Origin of the sequence: Streptomyces roseifaciens (genome assembly GCF_001445655.1) — a bacterium.
GTDB lineage: Bacteria > Actinomycetota > Actinomycetes > Streptomycetales > Streptomycetaceae > Streptomyces > Streptomyces aureoversilis.
Map to the genome: position 1 here is coordinate 150,241 of NZ_LNBE01000002.1, position 20,124 is coordinate 170,364.

Consider the following 20,124-nt stretch of genomic DNA (forward strand, 5'->3'; position numbering starts at 1 on the left):
GAGGCCCTGAGGCCCCGAGGCCCCGAGGTTCTGAAGGTTCTGAAGACGAAAGGGGGCGGGCCCGCGGGCCAGCCCCCTCGCCGTCACAGCACGGACAGCTCGGCCACCAGGTCGTCCAGGCCCAGCGAGCCCTGCGACAGCGCCGCCATGTGCCATGCCTTGGCGTCGAAGGCGGCACCGTGCGCGGCGCGGGCCGCGTCACGGCCGGCCAGCCAGGCCCGCTCGCCCAGCTTGTAGCCGATCGCCTGGGCCGGCATGCCGAGGTAGCGCACGAGCTCGCTCTCGACGAAGTCCGCCGGGCGCCCGCTGTGCATGCCGAAGAACTCCTGTGCCAGCTCCGGCGTCCAGCGCTCGCCGGGGTGGAAGGGGGAGTCCGCGGGGATCTCCAGCTCCAGGTGCATGCCGATGTCCACGATGACCCGGGTGGAGCGCATCATCTGGGCGTCGAGGTAGCCGAGCCGGCGCTCGGCGTCCGTGAGGAAGCCCAGCTCGTCCATGAGCCGCTCCGCGTACAGCGCCCAGCCCTCGGCGTTGGCGCTGACCCCGCCGAGGGTGACCTGGTAGCGCGAGAGCTGCTCGGCCACGTGCATCCACTGCGCGAGCTGGAGGTGGTGGCCCGGGACGCCCTCGTGGTACCAGGTGGACACCAGGTCGTAGACGGGGAAGCGGGTCTGACCCATGGTCGGCAGCCACGTGCGGCCCGGGCGGGAGAAGTCCTCCGACGGCTCGGAGTAGTACGGGGCCGCCGCGCCGCCCGGAGGGGCGATGCGGGACTCGACCCGCTTGACCCGCTCGGCCAGCTCGAAGTGGGTGCCGTCCAGCGCCTCGATGGCCTCGTCCATCAGGCCCTGGAGCCAGACGCGCACCTCCTCGACGCCCTCGATGTGCGTGCCGTGCTCGTCGAGGTGGGCCAGCGCCTCCCACGGCGTCCTCGCGCCGGGCAGCACCTTCTCCGCCTCGGTGCGCATCTCGCCGAGGATGCGGTGGAACTCCGACCAGCCGTACGCGTAGGCCTCGTTGAGGTCGAGGTCCGTGCCGTTCCAGTAGCGCGACCAGCGGGCGTAGCGCTCGCGCCCGACGACCTCCGGGGCCCCTTCGACGCCCGGCGCGTAGACGTCGCGCAGCCAGTCGCGCAGCACGGCGAGGCCGCCCGTCGCGGCGGCGGCCGCCGCGTCCAGCTCGGTGCGCAGCTCCTGCGGGCCGTCCGCGGTGAAGTCGCCGAACCAGCCGCTTCCGGTGCCGATCCACTCGTCCAGCTGCGTGAGGTTGGTGGCGACCTGGCGCGGCCCGGCCGGCAGCTTGCGCTCCAGGCCCTCGGCGAGCGAGGCCCGGTAGCCCTCCAGGGCCGCGGGTACGGCCCGCAGCCGCTCGGCGATGGCCGCCCAGTCCTCGGCGGTGTCGGTCGGCATCATGGTGAACACCTCGCGCACCGAGTGCAGCGGCGAGTGGATGTTGCTGACGGCGCGCAGGTGCTCGTCCGCGTCGTGCACCGCGAGCTGGGCGGTGAGGCGCTCGCGCAGCAGGCGGGCGCAGCGGCGCTCGATGCCGGAGTCGGCGCCGGGCCGCCGCTCGGCCTCGGCGAGGCGGTCGAGCGTGGTGCGCGCGAGGTCGGCGACGGCCTGCTGGCCCGCGGGGGAGAAGTCCGGCAGCCGCGTCTCGGACCCCGCAACTCCGAGATAGGTGCCCGTGATGGGGTCGAGTTCGGTGTACGCGTCGACGTAGGCGTCGGCGACCTGGCGGGGAAGCGGGGTGCTCGTGTCGTTCGGCATGCCGACATCCTCGTACGGCGGGGCGTGCGGCGTCACCGGCATTTCGGCACTTGGGGCCGGGACCCGGGCGAACGTCACGGTGCGGGCGGGAGGACCGGGACACGGGCCGGGGCGAGCCGGGCGGTGATGACGAGGGTGCCCTCCTCGACCTGGTAGTCCAGCGGCAGGTCCAGCGCCCGCATCGCCGCGACCATGCCCGTGTTGGAGGAGCGTGTGACGGCGTAGACGCTGCCGCAGCCGGCCTCCACGGCCAGGTCGACCAGGCGGCCGAGGAGTTCGCCGCCGACGCCGCGGCGCTGCCAGTCGTCCTCGACGAGCAGGGCGACCTCGGTCTCGTCGCCGTCCCACAGCAGGTGGCCCAGGGCGACCAGGCGGCCCGTGGCGGTGTACGCGGCCAGGGTGCGGCCGAAGCGCGGGCTCAGCAGGTGGCGCAGGTAGCGGTCGGCGTCGCCCACGGGCCCGTGGTAGCGCTGGGCGAGCGTCGCGGGGGAGCAGCGCTCGTGCATGGCGCGCGCCGCGGCCAGGTCGCCCGTGTCGGCGCGGCGGACGGTGATCGCGTTGCCCTCGGGCAGGGTGAGCACGTCGGTGCGCGGCGGGATGCGCGGGCCGAGGCGGGCGTCGAGCTCGACCAGGGCGCGGGCCCGGGCGAACTCGGTGGGCGTGAACGGCAGGTACGGGCGCTCGATGGTGATGGAGCCGCCCGCGGGGTCGCGCAGGCGCATCACGGTCTCCTCCCACACCCCCTCCGCGGGAACGGGTTCGGCGGGGGCGCCGCCGCGCGGCGAGCGGGCGGGGACGGACTGGATCGTGCAGCGGCCGAGCAGCCGGCGCAGCGCGAGGGGGAGTTCCGCGGCGTCGAGCGCCGTGCGGGTGGCCAGGTTGAGGACCCGGGTGGGGGCGTCCACGAGGTCGTGGGCGTCGGCCCGCTCCAGCCAGGTGTCGCTGCCGCCGCCGGCGGCCGCGGCCTCCGCGAGGCCGCCGGCGGCCAGGGTGCCGGGGGCCCGCAGCAGGAGCTCGTCGACGACGCTGTCGGCCAGGGGGTGCGTCTGCAGGGAGAGGATGTCGACGCCGTGGCGGGCGAGGGAGGAGCAGAGCGCGGCCAGGCTGCCGGGCTCGTCGCGCACGGTCGTGCGCATCCGCCACAGGGTGGTGGCGCCGGAATCCGGTGTGTCCTTCGCCGGGGCGCGGCCGGAGCCCGCGGCGGCCGGGGCGGGGGAGGGCGCGGCGGCCGGCGGGGCCGGGGGAGCGTGGTGGTGCCGCCGCGCCCACCAGGTGTGGAAGGCCGTCGTGGCCAGCAGGGCGCCGGCCGAGGAGACGAGCAGTACGGGTCCGTCGGGACCGTGTGCGACGGTGTCGGCCAGGGTGTCGGCGGCGGCGACCGCGGTGAACAGGGCGGCCAGTTCGACCAGGTCCCGCCGCCAGTGATGGGCACGGTGGGGCTTCGCGTCGGTCTCGTCCGTCATGGGCACCACCCTGACGGAGGGGTGTTGCGTGATCACGAACAGTCTGTGACCGATGGGTTAAGCGCCTTCTTTTTGGTAACTGTCCGGATTGGGCAGCCGCGCCGAGGGAGGCTCGGCACCGCCGGTCCGGCACGGCGTGGCTTCTCGCCGTTGCGGCGGAAAAGGATGCCCGCCGCAACGGCGAATGCCACAGCGGTGAGAGCCCGGCGGTGTGCGCGGTTCCCGCAACCGGCACGTGCCGGCCGGACCGCCGGAGGCTTACGCGTCCGGCCGGGTCTCGCTCGTGCGGAGGTCGGCCAGCGCGTCCTCCACGCCCCGGTGGAACGTCGGGTAGGCGAAGATCATGTGCCGCAGCGTCTCCACGGGCACCTCGGCCTGGACGGCCACGGCCAGACCGTACATCACCTCGCCGCCCATGGGACCGGCCGCCGTCGCCCCCACGAGCACGCCGCGGTCCGCGTCCTCGACGAGCTTGACCAGCCCCTCGTTGCCCGCCTTGTGGATCCAGCCGCGCGCGGAGGAGGGCACGCGCGAGAGCCCCGTGCGCACCCGCAGCCCCTTCTCGCGGGCCTGGTGCTCGGTCAGGCCCACCGCGCCGACCTCCGGGTCGGTGAACGTCACCCGCGGCAGGGCCCGGTAGTCGGCCTTGGGGCCCGGCTCGCCGAGCACCGAGCGGATCGCGACCTCCGCCTCGTACATCGCCACATGGGTGAACGCGCCGTGGCCCGTCACATCGCCCACGCCCCACAGCCCCGGCGCGGCCTGCATCCGGCCGTCCGTCTTCAGGGCCCGCCCGCCGGGGTCGAGGCCCACGGTCTCCAGGCCCAGGGCGCTCAGGTCCGCCCGGCGGCCCGTGGCCACCAGCAGCTGATCGCCCGTCAGCTCCGTGCCGTCCTCCAGCGTCAGCGCGAACGCGTCGCCGCCGTGCCGCACCCCGGTCGCCCGTGCGCCCGTGCGCAGCGTCAACCCCTCCCCGCCGAGGACCTCCGCCAGCAGCGCGGCCGCCTCCGGCTCCTCGCCCGGGACGAGCCGGTCCATCGCCTCCACCACCGTGATGCGCGTGCCGAAGCGGGCGTAGACCTGGGCGACCTCCAGGCCGATCGCACCCCCGCCGAGCACGAGGAGCGAGCGCGGCGGCTCCTTCGCCGAGACCGCGTCCCGGTTCGTCCAGTAGGGGACGTCCGCCAGGCCCGGCACCGGCGGGATCTGCGGCCGGGAGCCGGTGGCGAGCACCACGCCCAGCCTCGCCTCGAACTCCTGCCCGGCGCCCTCGCCGCCCTCGACCACCACCCGGTGCGGGCCCGCCAGCCTCCCGCGCCCGCGCACCAGACGGCCGCCCTTGCCGGTGAAGCGGTCGGCCGCCACCCGGTCGTTCCAGTCGTCCGTCGCCTCGTCGCGGATCCGGGCGGCCACCGGCGCCCAGTCGGGCACGACCTGCTGCACCGACCCCGCCATGCCCGGCACGCGCCGCGCCTCGGCCAGCAGGTTCCCCGCGCGGATCATCATCTTGCTCGGCACACAGCCCCAGTACGGGCACTCGCCGCCGACCAGCTCCGCCTCGACGCCCACCACGCTCAGCCCCGCCTCGGCGAGCCGGCCCGCGACGTGCTCTCCGCCGGGGCCCATGCCGATGACGACGACGTCCACCTGCTCGGCCATGGCAAGCCACCTTCCGCTCGGGTCGGCCGGACAGCCCCACCTTCCCACCGCCCGCAGGCGGCGTCATTGTCCGACGCGCCCCGGCTGCAGCACCTTGGTGAACAGCACCGCCCCCTCCTCGTCCCGCAGCCGCACCGTCAGCTCGCCGCCCTCGCCGTCGATGGACACCTCGCCGAAGAACTGGCTGCCCCGGCCGGGCGGGACGTTGGCGGTGGCCGGCGCCTTGAGGAAGACCTGCTGCGGGCCGAACGTGCCGTCCAGCTTGTTCGCCGGGAAGCCGCCCGCGTTCAGCGGCCCCGAGACGAACTCCCAGAACGGCGCGAAGTCCTTGAACGCCGCCCGCTCCGGGGCGTAGTGCTGCGCCGAGGTGTAGTGCACGTCCGCGGTCAGCCAGACCGTGCCGGTGATCCGCCGGTGCTTGACGTGCCGCAGCAACTCGGCGATCTGCAGCTCGCGGCCGAGGGGCGCGCCCGGGTCGCCCTGCGCGACCGCCTCGAAGTCCGCCGGGCCGTCGGTGACCACGAGCCCCAGCGGCATGTCGGAGGCGATCACCTTCCACACCGCGCGCGAGCGCGACAGCTCCCGCTTGAGCCACTCCAGCTGCCGGGCGCCCAGGATGCCCTGGGCGTCGTCGGGGCGGCGGCCGGGCGAGTTGGCGTTGCGGTACGTGCGCATGTCCAGGACGAAGACGTCCAGCAGGGGACCGTGGTGCAGGACGCGGTGGATACGGCCGTCGCCGTCCTCCTGCTGCGTGGAGAGGGGGAAGTATTCGGAGAAGGCCCGCCGCGAGCGGGCGGCCAGCACGTCCAGGCTCTTCTCCGTGTAGCGCGCGTCGTCCATGATCTGGCCCGGGTACCAGTTGTTGTGCACCTCGTGGTCGTCCCACTGGACGACGGTGGGCACCTCGGCGTTGAACCGGCGCAGGTTGGCGTCGAGCAGGTTGTACCGGAACGCGCCGCGGAACTCGGCCAGCGTCTCGGCGACCTTCGCCTTCTCCTCGGTCGTGACGTTCCGCCAGACGCTGCCGTCGGGCAGCGTCACGGACGGGGCGATGGGGCCGTCGGCGTAGATGGTGTCGCCGCTGCACAGGAAGAAGTCCGGTTCCAGGCGGCGCATGTGCTCGTAGATGCGGTAGCCGCCGCGGTCGGGGTTGATGCCCCAGCCCTGCCCGGCCAGGTCGCCCGACCACAGGAAGCGCACGTCCGAGCGGTAGGCGGGCGCCGTGCGGAAGGTGCCGTGGACCGGGCGGCCGGTGCGGCGGGGGTCGTCCGGGTCGGCCAGCAGGACGCGGTAGTGGATCTGTTCGCCGGGCGGCAGGCCGCGCAGCGCCGTCCTGCCGGTGAAGTCCGTACCCGGCCCGACCAGCGGGCCGTGCCAGCGGCGCACGGAGCGGAAGGACTCCGTGGCCGAGGTCTCCACGATCATCCGGGCGCGGCGGTCGGCCCGCACCCACACCAGGCCCGAGGAGGCCGTCACGTCACCGGCCTGCACGCCCCACCGCGCCTCCGGCCGGCCCGCCAGGGCCAGCGCAGGGGCGGCGCCCACGGCCGGCGGCACCGCGGCCGCCGCGGCGGCGCCCACCGCCCCCAGCAGCACCGCGCGTCTGCCGACTGCGTGCCCGGACCCCTGCGCCATGGAAACTCCTCCTGTGCCGACGGCTGCGCCGTGCTCGGTGATCGCTCCCGACGTTCCTACCGGCGCGAGGTGCCCGACGGCGGAACGCGCCGTGAACAACGGCGTCAACGAGGCACGGCGGCACGTCGCCGTCCGGGCTATATGTCCCGTATAGAGGGGTTGCTACCGGTATTCATGAGTCTGTGATCCTACGAATCCGGTGGCGCCGCGCCGCCACCGCCGCAGCCCTGTGCCTGTCCGCCGTCATCGCCCCCGCCGTCCTGCCGGCGTCGGCCGCACCGCCACCGGCGCCGCGCGACCTGCCGGAGCCGCCGGCGGTGTCCGCCGCCCGGGTGGAGCTGGCCGACCTGACCGTCGAGGCGCCGCACTCGATGGCCGGGTACAGCCGCGCGAAGTTCCCCCACTGGATCAAGCAGATGGGCACCTGCGACACCCGCGAGGTGGTCCTCTCCCGCGACGGCCGGGAGGTCAGGACCGACGACCAGTGCCGCGCGGCCTCCGGCCAGTGGCACAGCGCCTACGACGGCAAGGACTTCACGGCGGCGGGCCAGCTCGACATCGACCACATGGTGCCCCTCGCCAACGCCTGGCGGTCGGGGGCCGACACCTGGACCACGGACCGCCGCAAGCAGTTCGCCAACGACCTGGTCAACCCCCAGCTCATCGCCGTGTCCGCCGCCTCCAACCGGTCCAAGGGCGACCAGAGCCCGGACCAGTGGCGGCCGCCGCTGAACTCGTACTGGTGTGCGTACTCCCGCTCCTGGACCCACATCAAGCACCTGTACAAGCTCAGCGTGACGCAGAGCGAGCAGGACACCCTTACTGCCATGCTGGACACATGCGATCGATGAGCAGCAGCCGGTGACCGGCGGCGGAGCCCCGGGCGGGCACCTCGTGGACCAGGTGACCGCCGGGCCGGGCGGGGCGATGACCGACGACGTCGGCGTCATCACGGGCGACCTGACCGTCGCCACCACCGCCCTGCCCGGCGCGCAGGCCCGGGTCGAGGTCCAGTACACCGGCGCCGAGGAGTGGTACACGCTCACCGGCAGCCCGGTGCCCCTCCCCGCGGCCGGCCTGACGGCCCTCCACGACCAGGTGCTCGCCCGCATCCGCGAGGGAGGCGCGGCCGAGGTCCCCCGCTGAGGCCCCCGCGTAGGATCGGGGCGTCGCCCGGGCCCGGCGGCCACGCCCCGGCGGCGTTCTCGTAGCAAGCTACGAACGAGCCCCGTGCCGGAGTCTGCAGCAACCGACAGTAGACTCGGCAGCGTGTCTGTGAAGCCCCGCATCCCCAATGTCCTGGCCGGCCGCTACGCCTCCGCCGAGCTGGCCGTCCTGTGGTCCCCCGAGTACAAGGTGACGCTGGAGCGGCGGCTGTGGCTCGCCGTGCTGCGCGCGCAGAAGGACCTGGGGATCGAGGTGCCGGACGCCGCCCTCGCCGACTACGAGCGCGTGCTCGACCAGGTCGACCTCGCCTCGATCGCAGAGCGCGAGAAGGTCACCCGGCACGACGTCAAGGCCCGCATCGAGGAGTTCAACGCCCTCGCCGGCCACGAGCACATCCACAAGGGCATGACGTCCCGCGACCTCACCGAGAACGTCGAGCAGCTGCAGATCCGGCTGTCCCTGGAGCTCGTCCGGGACCGGTCCGTGGCCGTCCTCGCCCGCCTCGGGAAGCTCGCCGCGGAGAACGCCGAGCTGGTCATGGCCGGCCGCTCGCACAACGTCGCCGCCCAGGCCACCACCCTCGGCAAGCGCTTCGCGACCGGCGCCGACGAGCTGCTCGTCGCCTTCGCGCGCCTGGAGGAGCTGCTCGGCCGCTATCCGCTGCGCGGCATCAAGGGCCCCGTCGGCACCGCCCAGGACATGCTCGACCTGCTCGGCGGGGACGCCACCAAGCTGGACGAGCTGGAGCGGCGCATCGCCCACCACCTCGGCTTCGCGCAGGCCTTCACCTCCGTCGGCCAGGTCTACCCGCGCTCGCTGGACTACGAGGTCGTGACCTCCCTGGTGCAGCTGGCCGCCGCGCCGTCCTCGCTCGCCAAGACCATCCGGCTGATGGCCGGGCACGAGCTGGTCACCGAGGGCTTCAAGCCCGGCCAGGTCGGCTCGTCCGCCATGCCGCACAAGATGAACACCCGCTCCTGCGAGCGCGTCAACGGCCTCATGGTCATCCTGCGCGGCTACGCCTCCATGGCCGGCGAGCTCGCGGGCGACCAGTGGAACGAGGGCGACGTCTCCTGCTCCGTGGTGCGCCGCGTGGCCCTGCCGGACGCGTTCTTCGCGCTCGACGGCCTGATGGAGACCTTCCTGACGGTCCTCGACGAGTTCGGCGCCTTCCCCGCGGTCGTCGCCCGCGAGCTGGACCGCTACCTGCCCTTCCTCGCCACCACCAAGGTGCTCATGGCCGCCGTGCGCGCCGGGGTCGGCCGCGAGGTCGCGCACGAGGCGATCAAGGAGCACGCGGTGGCCTCCGCCCTGGCCATGCGCGAGCAGGGCGCCGAGCGCAACGAGCTCCTCGACAAGCTCGCCGCCGACGAGCGCATCCCGCTCGACCGGGCCGGCCTGGACGCCCTGATGGCCGACAAGCTGTCCTTCACCGGCGCCGCGGCCGACCAGGCCGCCCTGGTGGTCTCCCGCATCGAGGAGATCGCCAAGCGCCACCCGGAGGCCGCGGCGTACGCGCCGGGGGCGATCCTCTGACACCGGCAGAGCTGGAGGCCGCCCGCGACCGCCTCGTACCCGACGTGGTCGCGGACGGCCTCCGCGTTCTCTTCTGCGGCATCAACCCCGGCCTGATGTCGGCCGCCACCGGCCACCACTTCGCCCGCCCGGGCAACCGCTTCTGGCCGGTCCTGCACGCCTCGGGCTTCACGCCGCGGCAGCTGCGCCCCGCCGAGCAGGAGGAACTGCTCGGCTACGGGCTCGGCATCACCAACGTCGTCGCCCGGGCCTCGGCGCGCGCGGACGAGCTGAGCACCGCGGAGTACGTCGAGGGCGGCCGCATCCTGACGGAGAAGGTCGAGCTGCTGAAGCCGCGCTGGCTCGCGGTCGTCGGGGTGACCGCCTACCGCGTCGCGTTCGGCGACAAGCACGCGAAGATCGGCCCGCAGGAGCGGACGATAGGCGCCACCCGCATCTGGGCCCTGCCCAACCCCAGCGGCCTCAACGCCCACTGGCCGCTGCCGAAGATGGCCGAGGAGTACGGCCGGCTGCGCGAGGCGGCTCGGCGCGAGAGCTGAGCCAGGGCGCTGCCGCGCCCGCCGTCGCGCGCCCAGAGGGGTCACGCGTCGCGGCGGCTCAGCGACCACCACCCCGCCGCGGCCGCGAGCGCCGTCCACAGCGCCATCACGCCCAGCCCCGACCACGCCCCGAGCGGGCCCTCGGGAACCGGGTGCAGGATCTGCTGGCCCGCCCGGTCCGGCAGGAAGGCCACCACCTTCCCGATGCCGGAGACCCCAGCGAAGACCGGCGAGATCAGGAACACCACGGGCGTGAGCACCGACAGCGCCCCGACCTGGCTGCGGACCACCGCGGCCACCCCCGCCGAGAACACGGTGAGCAGCGCGAGGTAGACGCCGCAGCCGACCGCCGACCGGAGCGCGCCGGGCGTCCCCAGCCCCACGCCGTACTCGCCCAGCAGCGCCTGCGCGCCGAGGAAGCAGCCGAAGCCGGTCGCCAGCCCCACCGGCAGGGCGGCAGCGCCCAGGACGAGCAGCTTGCCTGCCCAGAACACGCCGCGGCGCGGGACGGCGGCGAGCGAGAGGCGGATCCCGCCGCCCGCGTACTCCCCGGCCACCGCCATCACACCGAAGCAGACGGCGGCGATGTGCCCGAAGTTGAGGCCGAAGTACGAGCTGTACACCGCTTCGAAGTCCGCCTCGTCGGCCTCGGCCCTGCCGACCATCGCGTGCACCAGCACGGTGACTCCGACGGAGGCGACGAAGGCGGCCGACAGGGCGACGAGCAGGGACCTCACCGAACGGATCTTGGCCCACTCGGAGCGGAGGACGGGTGCGAGGACGTTCATGAGGGCGTGCCTTCCTGGTGCGTGAATTCGGCGGAGCCGTCGGTCAGGGCGAAGTAGGCCTCCTCCAGGGAGGCGCTCCCGCCGACGAAGTCGCTCAGGGAGGCGTCCGCGAGCAGCCGGCCCCGCCCGAGCACGACGAGGTGGTCGGCGGTCTGCGCCATCTCGCTCATGAGGTGGCTGGAGATCAGGACGGTCCGCCCCTCCTGCGCCAGGCGGCGCGTCAGCCGGCGCAGCTGGAGGATGCCCTCGGGGTCGAGGCCGTTGGCGGGCTCGTCGAGCAGGAGCACGGGCGGGTCGCCGAGGAGCGCCGCGGCCAGCCCGAGGCGCTGCCGCATCCCCAGGGAGAAGGTCCGCACGCGGCGCCGCGCCGCGGACGCCAGGCCCGTCTCCTCCAGCACCTCGCCGACGCGTCGGGCGGGGATGCGGTTGGCGAGGGCGAGGGTGAGCAGGTGGTCGTGTGCGGTCCGGCCGGGGTGGGCGGCCGAGGCGTCCAGCAGTGCGCCGACGTGCCGCAGCGGCTCGGCGAACGAGGCGTACGGACGGCCTCCCACCAGGGCCGCGCCGGACGTGGGCCGGTCGAGGCCGAGGACCATGCGCATCGTGGTGGACTTCCCGGCGCCGTTGGGGCCCAGGAAGCCGGTCACCCGGCCCGGCCGGACGGTCACGGTGAGCCCGTCCAGGGCGCACACCGGGCCGTACCGCTTGGTGAGTTCACGGATTTCGATCGAGGTCATGGCTCAAGGCTCGCGCCCTGCCGGAGGCGGCACTTCCCCCGCGCGTGGGGACCGCCTCCCCCACACGGGGGAGGCCGTCGTCCGGGCGGCCTTGGAAGGATGAGGCCATGATCGCTCCCCTGCGCCCGGTGACCCGCGCGGTCACGTACACCCGCTGGCTGCACCTGGTGATGGCGATGGTCGTCGCCACGGTGTTCGCCTTCGTGTTCCCCGGGCTCGCCAACATGGACACGCTCGCGGGCGCCTGGCTGCTCGTGGCGCCGCTGCCGCTGCTGGTGGTGGCCGGAACGGTCCCGAGGGTGCGGCTCTCGGAGGGGATGCAGGCGCAGCTGCTGCTCCATCCGGCCCGCCGGGACGGCCGGGAGCCGGACTTCACGCCCGCACCCTCGGCCTCGTGGAGCGATCGCCGGCGCACGGTGCTGTGGCTGGTCCTGCGGTACGAACTGGGCACGCTGACGGCCTTCTTCTCGGTGCACACGCCGACGCTCGCGGTGAACCTCATCAGCGCCGCGTGCGGCGGCCGGCCGGAGAGCGTGCTGTCCCTGTGGAAGCCCCGGGGAAGCCACTGGTGGTACGCGCTCGTGGCCCTGGCGGCCCTGGCGCTGCTCCTGGCCTTCGTCGTCGTCGCGGGCGAGGTGACCGCGCGCGCCGCACGGGCGCTCCTCGGCCCCTCGGCGGCCCAGCGCCTGGCCGCGCTGGAGGAGCGCACGGAACGCCTGCTGGAACACAACCGGCTCGCCCGGGAGCTGCACGACTCCGTGGGGCACGCGCTGACGGTCGCCGTGCTCCAGGCGGGCGCGGCGCGTGCCGCAGGCTCGCCCGAGTTCACCGACAAGGCGCTGGCGGCCATCGAGGAGACGGGCCGGCACGCGCTGGAGGACCTGGAACGCGTCCTCAAGGTCCTGCGCGAGGACGCGTCCGGACCGGCGGCGGGACGCCCGGCCCTGACCGACATCGAGCGGCTGCTCACCGCCGCCCGGGGCTCCGGCACCGAAGTCACCGCCGAGGTCAGCGGCGCCCTGGAGGCCCTGCCGGGCCCGGTCTCGCGCGAGGGCTACCGCATCGCCCAGGAGGCGCTCACCAACGTGGTGCGGCACGCGGGCCCGATGCCGGTGTCGCTGCGCATAGCGGTCCGCGCGGACGCCCTGGAGCTGGACATCCGCAACCCCCTCCCCGGGGCCGCGGTCAGCGCCGTCAGCGGCACGGGCAGCGGCCTGCGGGGCATCCGCGAGCGTGCCGCCCTGCTCGGCGGCCACGCCGAGACCGGAGTGCACGAGGGCGCCTGGCGGGTGCGGGCCGTGCTCCCGCTGAGCGCCTAGGGTGAACCGGTGCCGATAACTGTTCTGCTGGTCGACGACGAGCCGCTCGTCCGCGCGGGCCTGCGCGCCATCCTCGAAGCACAGCCCGACATCGAGGTGACGGGCGAGGCCGCCGACGGGGCGGCCGTGGTGCCGATGGTGCGTCAGCTGCGCCCGGACGTCGTCGCGATGGACGTACGGATGCCGCTGCTGGACGGCATCGAGGCGACGCGTGCCGTCCTGCGCACGGTGCAGCCGCCGCCGAAGATCATGGTCGTGACCACCTTCGAGAACGACGAGTACGTCTACGACGCGCTGCGCGCCGGCGCCGACGGCTTCCTCCTCAAGCGCGCCGCGCCCGCCGAGATCGTCCATGCGGTCCGCACGGTCGCGGCCGGCGACTCGCTGCTGTTCCCGGCCGTGCTGCGCAACATCGCGGCGGACCGGGGCAACGAGCGGGCCCGGGCGGCGATGGAGAAGGCCGCCCTGACGGCCCGTGAGGCGGAGGTGCTGCGCCAGATGGCCCGCGGCCTGTCCAACGCGGAGATCGCGGCCACCCTGCTGCTCGGCTCCGAGACGGTGAAGACGCACGTCAGCGCGGTGCTGGCGAAGCTGGGGGCGCGGGACCGCACCCAGGCGGTGATCGCGGCGTACGAGTCGGGATTCGTCACGCCCGGGTGAGTCCCGAGGCTCGCCGCCGGTCACCGCACCCGATACGATCCGGCCAGTAAGCAAAGGATGCGCAAAAGCGAGGAGGCGGCAACGTTGGGGCGGCTCACCGGCGGGGATCCGTCCCTGCTGCGGCGGATCAACTCGGCCGTGGTCCTGCACGCGCTCCGCACGGCCGTCTCTCCCGCGTCCCCGCTGTCCACCGCGCCCACCCTCACGGACCTGGTCAAGGTCACCGGCCTGTCCAGGCCGACCGTGGAGGGCGTGATCGAGGGCCTCATGGAGTCCGGCCTGGTGGTGGAGGCGCCCGCCGGGGAGGGCGAGGCGCGCCGCCAGGGCCGCCCCGCGCGCCGCTTCCGCTTCCGGGTGGAGGCCGGCCACCTGCTGGGCATCGAGATCGGGCCGCACCGGATCGCCGCCCTGATGGCCGATCTGAGCGGGCGGGTCATGGGCTCGGCGTCCCTGGACGTGCCGGAGACCGCCCCGGCGGACGAGCGGCTGGACCGGGTGCGGGACGCGGTCGCCGATCTGCTCGCGCGCTCGGGAGTGCCGCGCAGCGGGCTGCGGGCCGTCGGCGTGGCCAGCCCGGGCATCGTGGAGGCCGACGGCACCGTCCGGCTGGGCACGGCGCTGCCGGGCTGGACCGGCCTGCCGCTCGGGGAGCGGCTGCGCCGCTCGTTCCGGTGCCCGGTCCTCGTGGAGAACGACGCGAACGCGGCCGCGGTGGCCGAGCACTGGAAGGGCGCCGCCACGGGGTCGGACGATGTCGTCTTCGTCCTGGCCGGGCTCAGCCCGGGGGCCGGCTCGCTGATCGGCGGGCGGCTGCACCGGGGCTTCGGGGGCGCGGCCGGCGAAATCGGCGCCCTGCACCTGCTCGGCCGGGAGGCGACCCCCGAAGAGGTGCTGTCCACGACGGGGGAGCCGCTGCACCCGCTGGACGAGGAGCAGGTGGCACGGGTCTTCGCGCTGGCGCGCGAGGGCGACGAGCAGGCCGCGGCGGCCGTGGAGCGCTTCATGCGCAGGCTCGTGCACGACGTGGCCGCGCTGGTGCTGGCCCTGGATCCGGAGCTGGTCGTCGTCGGCGGCTGGGCGGCGGGGATCAGCGGAGTGCTGGAGCCGCTGCGCACGGAGCTGGCCCGCTACTGCCTCCGGCCGCCGCAGGTGGTGCAGTCGATGCTGGGCGAGGCCGCGGTGGCCACGGGCGCGCTGCGCCTGGCCCTCGACCACGTGGAGAAGCAGCTGTTCGCCGTGGAGAGCACGGTCACCGCGCGGCGGTGAACGCCCTGGCGCAGGTGCCGGGGAGCGGGGAACCGGGCGGTGGGGACGCCCGGCTCAATCCTGCCCGGCCCGGTCAGCCCGCGGCCAGGAGCTGCACTCCGGACTCACCGAACGTGAGCCGGCAGGTGTCCGCGCGGTAGGTGGCGACGGCCACGGCCGCCGTGGCGCCCCCGGCGAAGTAGCGCGTGGTGACGAGGAGGACGGGCGCGCCGGGCAGCCGGTCGAGCTGCTTGGCGTCCTCGGCGCGGGCCGAGCCCAGCTCGACCGCGCGGTCCTGGCCCTCCAGGCCGAGGCGCTGCAGCTCGCGCAGGACGGTACGGGCGCGGGCGGCGCCCGACGCGGCGTCGATCGCGGCGAGGCCGGGAACGGACGACCCCGGCACGTACAGCAGCTCGGCGGCCACGGGCTGGCCGTGCGTCCGGCGGATCCGGCGCACCGTGTGCACCGTCTGGCCGGCGGCCGTGCCGAGCAGCCGGGCGACGGCCGTGGGCGGCGCCGTCTCCTGGCAGTCGACGGCCTGCCAGGAATCCGTGGCGGCGCCCGGCCAGGCGTCCTCGGCCTCACCGACGGCCACGCCCACGCGGGGCGGGGCGACGGTGGTGCCGACGCCGCGGCGGCGCTGCAGCCGTCCTTCGAGCTCCAGTTGTTCGAGTGCCTGCCGGAGCGTGGCCCGTGCGACGCCGAACCGGGCGGCGAGCTCCCGCTCGTTCGGCAGGATCTCACCCACCGCGAACTCGGAGTCGAGCGCCTCGCTGAGCACGGTCTTCAGGTGCCAGTACTTCGGCTCCGGCACCGTTTCGAGCTGCGTGGTCCCCACCCTGATCCTCCGCAAAGCATTTTGCGCGCTTCTTTATTAAAGGTTGTTGCAGTATGGCGACCATAGGACGGTGCCCGGACTTGGTCAAGACCAATGCCCCGATTAACGGCCCGGTACGCGATCCCTTCGAGCCCTTCGGTTACGGTCGTCGCCCATGGGCCCCGGCGCACGTGCGTACGGGCCCGGGCGAGCGAGCGGAGGGGCGATGGGCCAGGTCACGGTGGTCACGGGAGGCAGCCGGGGGATCGGCGCCGCCGTCGCGGTGCGGCTGGCGCGCGCCGGCCACGGCATCGGCATCGGCTACGAACGGGCGGCCGACGCCGCCGAGGAGACGGCCCGGGCGGTGCGCGCCGAAGGCGTCGGATGCGTCGCCGTACAGGTCGACACCAGCGTGGAGAGCGCGGTGGACGCCCTCTTCGACACGGTGCGGACGGAACTGGGCCCGGTCACCGGGCTGGTGAACAACGCGGGCATCACCGGCCTGCTCGGCCGGTTCACCGAGACGCCCGTGGAACGGATGCGGCGGGTCGTCGACGTCAACGTGACGGGCGCTCTGATCTGCGCCCGGCGGGCCGCCCTGGAGATGTCCACCCGCCACGGCGGCCGGGGCGGCGCGATCGTGAACATCTCCTCGGGCGCGGCCACCCTCGGCAGCCCGGGGGAGTACGTGCACTACGCGGCGAGCAAGGCCGCCGTGGACGCGATGACCATCGGGCTGTCCAAGGAGCTCGCCGAGGAGGGCATCCGCGTCAACTCCGTACAGCCCGGGATGATCGTCACCGGCATCCACGCGGCGATGGGCGACCCGGAGCGGCCGTGGCGCAACCCCGGCCGGGTGCCGATGGGCCGTCCCGGCGAGCCCGACGAGGTCGCGGCGGCGGTGGCGTGGCTGCTCTCGCCGGACGCCTCGTACACCACCGGAGCGGTCCTGCGGGTGGCCGGCGGCCTGTAGGCGACGGGCCGTGCCGGCTATCCCGCCAGGCCGCCGAGCTTGTCGGGGTTGCGCACCAGGTAGACCGTCGTGATCCGGCCGTCCGCCACCTCCAGGCTGAAGGCGGTGTCCGGGCGTCCTCCGGAGAGGACGAGGAGGCCCGGGCGGCCGTTGATCTCCATGAAGCGGACCTCCAGCCCCGGCAGGGGCTGCTGCGCCACCGCGTGCAGGAAGCGGCCGACCTTGTCCGCCGTCTCGATGACGCGCAGCGGGGCCTTGGACTTGCCGCCGCTGTCGCCGACGAGCCGCACGTCGGGCGCGAGCAGCTCCAGCAGGTTCCCGATGCTGCCGCCCGTGGCCGCCGCGAGGAACTTCTCGGTGAGGTCGCGCTGCTCGGCCGGGTCCACGGTGAAGCGCGGCCTGCGCTCGTCGACATGGCGGCGGGCACGGGCCGCGAGCTGACGCACGGCCGCTTCCGAGCGGTCGAGCGTCACGGCGATCTCCCCGAAGGGGAAGCCGAACGCCTCCCGCAGCACGAAGACCGCCCGCTCCAGCGGGGAGAGCGACTCCAGGACCACGAGCACGGCCAGGGAGACCGAGTCCGCCAGGACCGCCAGCTCGGCGGTGTCGGGGACGGCCGGGCCGTAGTCGGTGGCGATCGGCTCGGGCAGCCAGGGGCCTACGTACGCCTCGCGCCGCGCCTGCACCTGGCGCAGCCGGTCGATGGCCAGCCGGGTGGTGACCCGCACGAGGTACCCGCGGGGGTCGCGCACGTCCTCGCGGGCGGCGCCGGACCAGCGCAGCCAGGCCTCCTGGACGACGTCCTCGGCGTCGGCGACGCGGCCGAGCATCCGGTAGGCCACGCCGGTCAGGACGGAGCGGTGCTCCTCGAAGGCGTCGAGTGCGGCGTCGGATGCGGCGTCTGGTGCGGTCACCGCTCCATCCCAGCGGACCCGGTGGGGCTTGTCCATGTGAACTCGCTCTCGGAGCACCGTCGTACAGGACTCGCACAAGGTCTACCCTGCGGTAACTCTTACTGACATCCTGTCTCAATACCTCACCGGCACCCCAGGATGACGAGGAGCCACCCATGGCCGACACGGTCGTCTTCCCCATCGACACCCCCGCCGGACGGCGGACCGCGGAGGTGTCCTACGAACGGCTCGGCGGCGGGGAGCCACTGGTGCTCCTGCACGGCATCGGCCACCACCTGCAGGCGTGGGACCCGGTCGCCGGCATCCTCGCCGCGGAGCGCGACGTCATAGCCGTCGACCTGCCCGGCTTCGGCGACTCCCCGGCGCTGCCGGACGGCGTGGCCTACGACCTGCGCGGCGTGGTCCCCGTCCTCGGGGCGCTCTTCGAGGCGCTGGACCTCGACCGGCCGCACGTGGTCGGCAACTCGCTCGGCGGACTGCTGGCCCTGCAGCTCGCGCACGAGAAGCTCGTACGCTCCGCGACGGCCATCTCCCCCGCCGGCTTCTGGACCGCGGGCGAGCGCCGCTACGCCTTCGGCGTGCTGCGCGGGATGAAGCGCGGCGCCGAGTCGCTGCCGCCGCAGACCGTCGCCCGGCTGGCCCGCACGGCCGCCGGCCGCGCGGCGCTGGCCGGCACCATCTACGCCCGCCCCGGCCGCCGTTCGCCGGACGCGGTGATGGCCGAGACGCGCGCGCTGCGCGAATGCACCGGCTTCGCCCCCACGCTGGAGGCCGGCCGCAGCGTCCTGTTCACGCACGACATCGCGGACGTCCCCGTCACCATCGCCTGGGGCACGCGCGACCGGCTGCTGCTGCGGCGCCAGGGCGTCCGGGCCAAGAAGGTCATCCCCGGGGCCCGGCTGGTACGGCTGCCCGGCTGCGGGCACGTGCCCATGAACGACGACCCGGCCCTGGTGGCCAGAGTCGTCCTGGACGCCACGCGGTGAACACTCCCCGCCCCGGGAGCCCGCCGGGCCCCGGGGCGCTCGGGGTCTGGGTGAACCCTCTCTGACCTGCACGGATACCATCGGGTGGACAGCCCGTGGGCAGTCAATGCTTCAGGAGAGCCCCATGTCGTCCGTCCGGCCCCGTGTCCTCTACGTCACCGACCTCGCCTACCCGGCGAAGGGACGCAGATACTGCGACGAGGACATCTTCCTGTCCTCCCGGCTGCGCGAGGACTTCGACGTGGCGCTGTGCCACCCGCTCGACGCCGCCGCGCTGATGAAGGGCTTCGACGCGGTCGTGGTGCGCAACAGCGGGCCGGTGCTGCACTACCAGGAGGCGTACGACGACTTCGCCCGGCGGGCGGAGCAGGACGGCGTGCTCGTCTACAACCAGCTCACGGGCAGGGCCGACATGGCCGGCAAGCAGTACCTGCCGGACCTCAGCGCGGCGGGCCACCCCGTCATCCCGACCGCCGACCGCCCCGAGGACGCCGGCCGCCTGCCCGACGTGGCCGAGTACGTCGTCAAGCCCAAGCTCGGCGCCGACTCCATAGGCCTGCGCTTCGTCCCGCGCGAGGAGCTCGCGGACGTCGACTACGACGGCGTCCTCGTCCAGCCCCGCATCCACTTCCGCTACGAGGTCTCGTTCTACTTCGTCGACGACGCCTTCCAGTACGCCCTCCACGCACCCGACCCCGCCCGGCGCTGGGTCCTCGAACCGTACGAGCCCACCGCCGAAGATCTGGCCTTCGCGCAGCTCTTCATCGACTGGAACGGCATCGAGCACGGGATCCAGCGCGTGGACGCCTGCCGCACCCCGGAGGGCGAGCTCCTGCTGGTCGAGCTGGAGGACCTCAACCCCTACCTGTCCCTCGACCTCGTCGCCCCGCGGACGCGCGACGCCTTCGTCGACGCGCTCAAGGCCTCGCTGCACCGGCTGCTCGGCGGCGTCTCGTAGACCGGGCGGTCGCCGGCGTCGGCGGCCGCACCGGCCCGGGAGGCAGGGCCTAGCCCTCCGCCCGCAGCCAGGCCGCCACCTCGCCGGGGCCCGCCCCGTCCGCCGCCGGCGTCACCCAGAACGCCCTGCCCAGGTCGGCGCTGAAGTGCGCACCCGTCCGCCCGTCCCCGGACGAGCGGCCCGTCAGGCGCCGGCCGATCCACGGCACGAGGTGCTCGCGGGTGAAGCGCGCGTCGGCGGCGCGCCGGGACGCCCAGCCCGGGCGCACGGCCGGCGGCAGCGCCTCGCGCCAGTCGGACCCGGCCTCGTGGCCGAGCGCCTGCCACACCGCCTCGGCCACCCGCCGGTGGCCCTCGGCGTTCAGGTGCAGGCGGTCGTCGGCCCACAGCCGCGCATCGCCCAGCACCTCGGCGCCGAAGAGGTCCACGACCAGCGCGCCGTGCCGCTCGGCCAGCTCGTCGACGAAGGAGAACAGCTGCTCCATGCGGGGGCGGAACCGCTCCAGGACCGGGCCGCGCCGGCCCGGGCTGCGCATCAGCACCAGCTGCTTGCAGCTGGGCGCCAGCCGGTCCGCGGCCTCCGCCAGCCGGGCGCACACCTCGTCCACGTCGCACTTGGGCCGCAGCACGTCGTTGAGGCCGCCGACCAGGGTGACCAGGTCCGCGCCCAGCGCGGCGGCCGGCGCGGACTGCTCGTCGGCGATCTGCCCGATGAGCTTCCCGCGCACGGCGAGGTTGGCGTAGCGGAAGCCGGGGGTCCGGGCGGCCAGGCGCGCGGCGAGCAGATCGGCCCAGCCGCGGTAGGAGCCGTCCGGCAGCCCGTCGGACATGCCCTCGGTGAAGGAGTCCCCGACCGCGACAAAGCTGGTGTATGTGACATTCATCTGCATGGCGCGGGTGATCCTACTCCTCCGCCGTGAACCGCCCCGCCCCCGCCCGGGCACTGCCGGACGGGGGCGGGGA

At 74.4% G+C, this 20,124-nt stretch carries 19 protein-coding genes; 10 read left to right on the forward strand and 9 right to left on the reverse strand.

The window, feature by feature from the left end:
* Positions 1 to 83: 83 nt before the first annotated feature.
* The 4 genes from AS857_RS02510 to AS857_RS02525 form a co-directional block, all read right to left on the reverse strand.
* The gene (locus AS857_RS02510) at positions 84 to 1,769 is read right to left on the reverse strand and encodes a DUF885 domain-containing protein (RefSeq protein WP_058041444.1); all 1,686 of its coding nucleotides are present in this window, start codon (positions 1,767 to 1,769) and stop codon (positions 84 to 86) included.
* A 74-nt stretch (positions 1,770 to 1,843) separates the two neighbouring features.
* The gene (locus tag AS857_RS02515) at positions 1,844 to 3,232 is read right to left on the reverse strand and encodes a GNAT family N-acetyltransferase (protein ID WP_058042057.1); all 1,389 of its coding nucleotides are present in this window, start codon (positions 3,230 to 3,232) and stop codon (positions 1,844 to 1,846) included.
* Positions 3,233 to 3,490: 258 nt separating this feature from the next.
* The gene (locus AS857_RS02520; RefSeq protein WP_058041445.1) at positions 3,491 to 4,891 is read right to left on the reverse strand and encodes a dihydrolipoyl dehydrogenase family protein; all 1,401 of its coding nucleotides are present in this window, start codon (positions 4,889 to 4,891) and stop codon (positions 3,491 to 3,493) included.
* Positions 4,892 to 4,954: 63 nt separating this feature from the next.
* Positions 4,955 to 6,526, reverse strand: coding sequence for an alkaline phosphatase D family protein (locus AS857_RS02525; RefSeq protein WP_058041446.1), 1,572 nt, complete (start codon positions 6,524 to 6,526; stop codon positions 4,955 to 4,957).
* A 182-nt stretch (positions 6,527 to 6,708) separates the two neighbouring features.
* Between AS857_RS02525 and AS857_RS02530 the strand changes: the two genes are divergently transcribed.
* The 4 genes from AS857_RS02530 (at position 6,709) to mug (ending at position 9,768) form a co-directional block, all read left to right on the forward strand.
* Entirely contained in the window at positions 6,709 to 7,377 is a 669-nt protein-coding gene (locus AS857_RS02530) for an HNH endonuclease family protein (protein ID WP_420823904.1), read from the forward strand.
* A 76-nt stretch (positions 7,378 to 7,453) separates the two neighbouring features.
* Positions 7,454 to 7,672 (forward strand): hypothetical protein, encoded by a 219-nt coding sequence (locus AS857_RS02535; protein WP_245699609.1) that lies wholly within the window; start codon positions 7,454 to 7,456, stop codon positions 7,670 to 7,672.
* A 123-nt stretch (positions 7,673 to 7,795) separates the two neighbouring features.
* Entirely contained in the window at positions 7,796 to 9,229 is a 1,434-nt protein-coding gene (gene purB / locus AS857_RS02540; protein ID WP_058041448.1) for an adenylosuccinate lyase, read from the forward strand.
* Entirely contained in the window at positions 9,226 to 9,768 is a 543-nt protein-coding gene (gene mug, locus AS857_RS02545) for a G/U mismatch-specific DNA glycosylase (RefSeq protein WP_079110106.1), read from the forward strand. The genes purB and mug overlap by 4 nt, the downstream gene beginning before the upstream one ends.
* Before the next feature lie 41 nt (positions 9,769 to 9,809).
* Here mug and AS857_RS02550 read toward each other — a convergent pair whose 3' ends face one another.
* Positions 9,810 to 10,556: an ABC transporter permease gene (locus AS857_RS02550; protein ID WP_058041450.1), complete on the reverse strand. Its 747-nt coding sequence runs from the start codon at positions 10,554 to 10,556 to the stop codon at positions 9,810 to 9,812.
* Positions 10,553 to 11,290 (reverse strand): ABC transporter ATP-binding protein, encoded by a 738-nt coding sequence (locus tag AS857_RS02555; RefSeq protein WP_058041451.1) that lies wholly within the window; start codon positions 11,288 to 11,290, stop codon positions 10,553 to 10,555. Before AS857_RS02555 ends, AS857_RS02550 begins: the two co-directional genes overlap by 4 nt.
* Before the next feature lie 107 nt (positions 11,291 to 11,397).
* On the opposite strand from AS857_RS02555, the gene AS857_RS02560 reads away from it, so the two are divergent.
* From AS857_RS02560 to AS857_RS02570, 3 genes are all read left to right on the forward strand, one after another.
* Positions 11,398 to 12,609, forward strand: a complete 1,212-nt coding sequence (locus AS857_RS02560; RefSeq protein WP_058041452.1) for a sensor histidine kinase — start codon at positions 11,398 to 11,400, stop codon at positions 12,607 to 12,609.
* A gap of 9 nt (positions 12,610 to 12,618) precedes the next feature.
* Complete coding sequence (locus AS857_RS02565) at positions 12,619 to 13,269, forward strand: response regulator transcription factor (RefSeq protein ID WP_058041453.1); 651 nt, start codon at positions 12,619 to 12,621, stop codon at positions 13,267 to 13,269.
* A gap of 84 nt (positions 13,270 to 13,353) precedes the next feature.
* On the forward strand, positions 13,354 to 14,535 hold the full coding sequence (locus AS857_RS02570; RefSeq protein ID WP_058041454.1) for an ROK family protein: 1,182 nt from the start codon (positions 13,354 to 13,356) through the stop codon (positions 14,533 to 14,535).
* A gap of 73 nt (positions 14,536 to 14,608) precedes the next feature.
* Here AS857_RS02570 and AS857_RS02575 read toward each other — a convergent pair whose 3' ends face one another.
* Entirely contained in the window at positions 14,609 to 15,352 is a 744-nt protein-coding gene (locus AS857_RS02575; protein ID WP_058041455.1) for a GntR family transcriptional regulator, read from the reverse strand.
* A 205-nt stretch (positions 15,353 to 15,557) separates the two neighbouring features.
* Between AS857_RS02575 and AS857_RS02580 the strand changes: the two genes are divergently transcribed.
* On the forward strand, positions 15,558 to 16,304 hold the full coding sequence (locus AS857_RS02580) for an SDR family oxidoreductase (protein WP_058041456.1): 747 nt from the start codon (positions 15,558 to 15,560) through the stop codon (positions 16,302 to 16,304).
* 17 nt (positions 16,305 to 16,321) lie between these two features.
* Here AS857_RS02580 and AS857_RS02585 read toward each other — a convergent pair whose 3' ends face one another.
* The gene (locus tag AS857_RS02585) at positions 16,322 to 17,254 is read right to left on the reverse strand and encodes an RNA polymerase sigma-70 factor (protein ID WP_058041457.1); all 933 of its coding nucleotides are present in this window, start codon (positions 17,252 to 17,254) and stop codon (positions 16,322 to 16,324) included.
* 119 nt (positions 17,255 to 17,373) lie between these two features.
* On the opposite strand from AS857_RS02585, the gene AS857_RS02590 reads away from it, so the two are divergent.
* The gene (locus tag AS857_RS02590) at positions 17,374 to 18,204 is read left to right on the forward strand and encodes an alpha/beta fold hydrolase (protein ID WP_058041458.1); all 831 of its coding nucleotides are present in this window, start codon (positions 17,374 to 17,376) and stop codon (positions 18,202 to 18,204) included.
* A gap of 124 nt (positions 18,205 to 18,328) precedes the next feature.
* Positions 18,329 to 19,162: an ATP-grasp domain-containing protein gene (locus AS857_RS02595; RefSeq protein WP_058041459.1), complete on the forward strand. Its 834-nt coding sequence runs from the start codon at positions 18,329 to 18,331 to the stop codon at positions 19,160 to 19,162.
* 49 nt (positions 19,163 to 19,211) lie between these two features.
* On the opposite strand, the gene AS857_RS02600 is transcribed toward AS857_RS02595, so the two are convergent.
* Positions 19,212 to 20,051, reverse strand: a complete 840-nt coding sequence (locus AS857_RS02600; RefSeq protein WP_058041460.1) for an SGNH/GDSL hydrolase family protein — start codon at positions 20,049 to 20,051, stop codon at positions 19,212 to 19,214.
* Positions 20,052 to 20,124: the final 73 nt, after the last annotated feature.

Excerpts from the sequence above, each read along its gene's own strand:
- AS857_RS02510 (WP_058041444.1), bottom strand. The coding sequence starts at position 1,769 with ATGCCGAACGACACGAGCACCCCGCTTCCCCGCCAGGTCGCCGACGCC.
- AS857_RS02515 (WP_058042057.1), bottom strand. The coding sequence starts at position 3,232 with ATGACGGACGAGACCGACGCGAAGCCCCACCGTGCCCATCACTGGCGG.
- AS857_RS02520 (WP_058041445.1), bottom strand. The coding sequence starts at position 4,891 with ATGGCCGAGCAGGTGGACGTCGTCGTCATCGGCATGGGCCCCGGCGGA.
- AS857_RS02525 (WP_058041446.1), bottom strand. The coding sequence starts at position 6,526 with ATGGCGCAGGGGTCCGGGCACGCAGTCGGCAGACGCGCGGTGCTGCTG.
- AS857_RS02535 (WP_245699609.1), top strand. The coding sequence starts at position 7,454 with ATGACCGACGACGTCGGCGTCATCACGGGCGACCTGACCGTCGCCACC.
- AS857_RS02550 (WP_058041450.1), bottom strand. The coding sequence starts at position 10,556 with ATGAACGTCCTCGCACCCGTCCTCCGCTCCGAGTGGGCCAAGATCCGT.
- AS857_RS02555 (WP_058041451.1), bottom strand. The coding sequence starts at position 11,290 with ATGACCTCGATCGAAATCCGTGAACTCACCAAGCGGTACGGCCCGGTG.
- AS857_RS02560 (WP_058041452.1), top strand. The coding sequence starts at position 11,398 with ATGATCGCTCCCCTGCGCCCGGTGACCCGCGCGGTCACGTACACCCGC.
- AS857_RS02580 (WP_058041456.1), top strand. The coding sequence starts at position 15,558 with ATGGGCCAGGTCACGGTGGTCACGGGAGGCAGCCGGGGGATCGGCGCC.
- AS857_RS02585 (WP_058041457.1), bottom strand. The coding sequence starts at position 17,254 with ATGGACAAGCCCCACCGGGTCCGCTGGGATGGAGCGGTGACCGCACCA.
- AS857_RS02590 (WP_058041458.1), top strand. The coding sequence starts at position 17,374 with ATGGCCGACACGGTCGTCTTCCCCATCGACACCCCCGCCGGACGGCGG.
- AS857_RS02595 (WP_058041459.1), top strand. The coding sequence starts at position 18,329 with ATGTCGTCCGTCCGGCCCCGTGTCCTCTACGTCACCGACCTCGCCTAC.
- AS857_RS02600 (WP_058041460.1), bottom strand. The coding sequence starts at position 20,051 with ATGCAGATGAATGTCACATACACCAGCTTTGTCGCGGTCGGGGACTCC.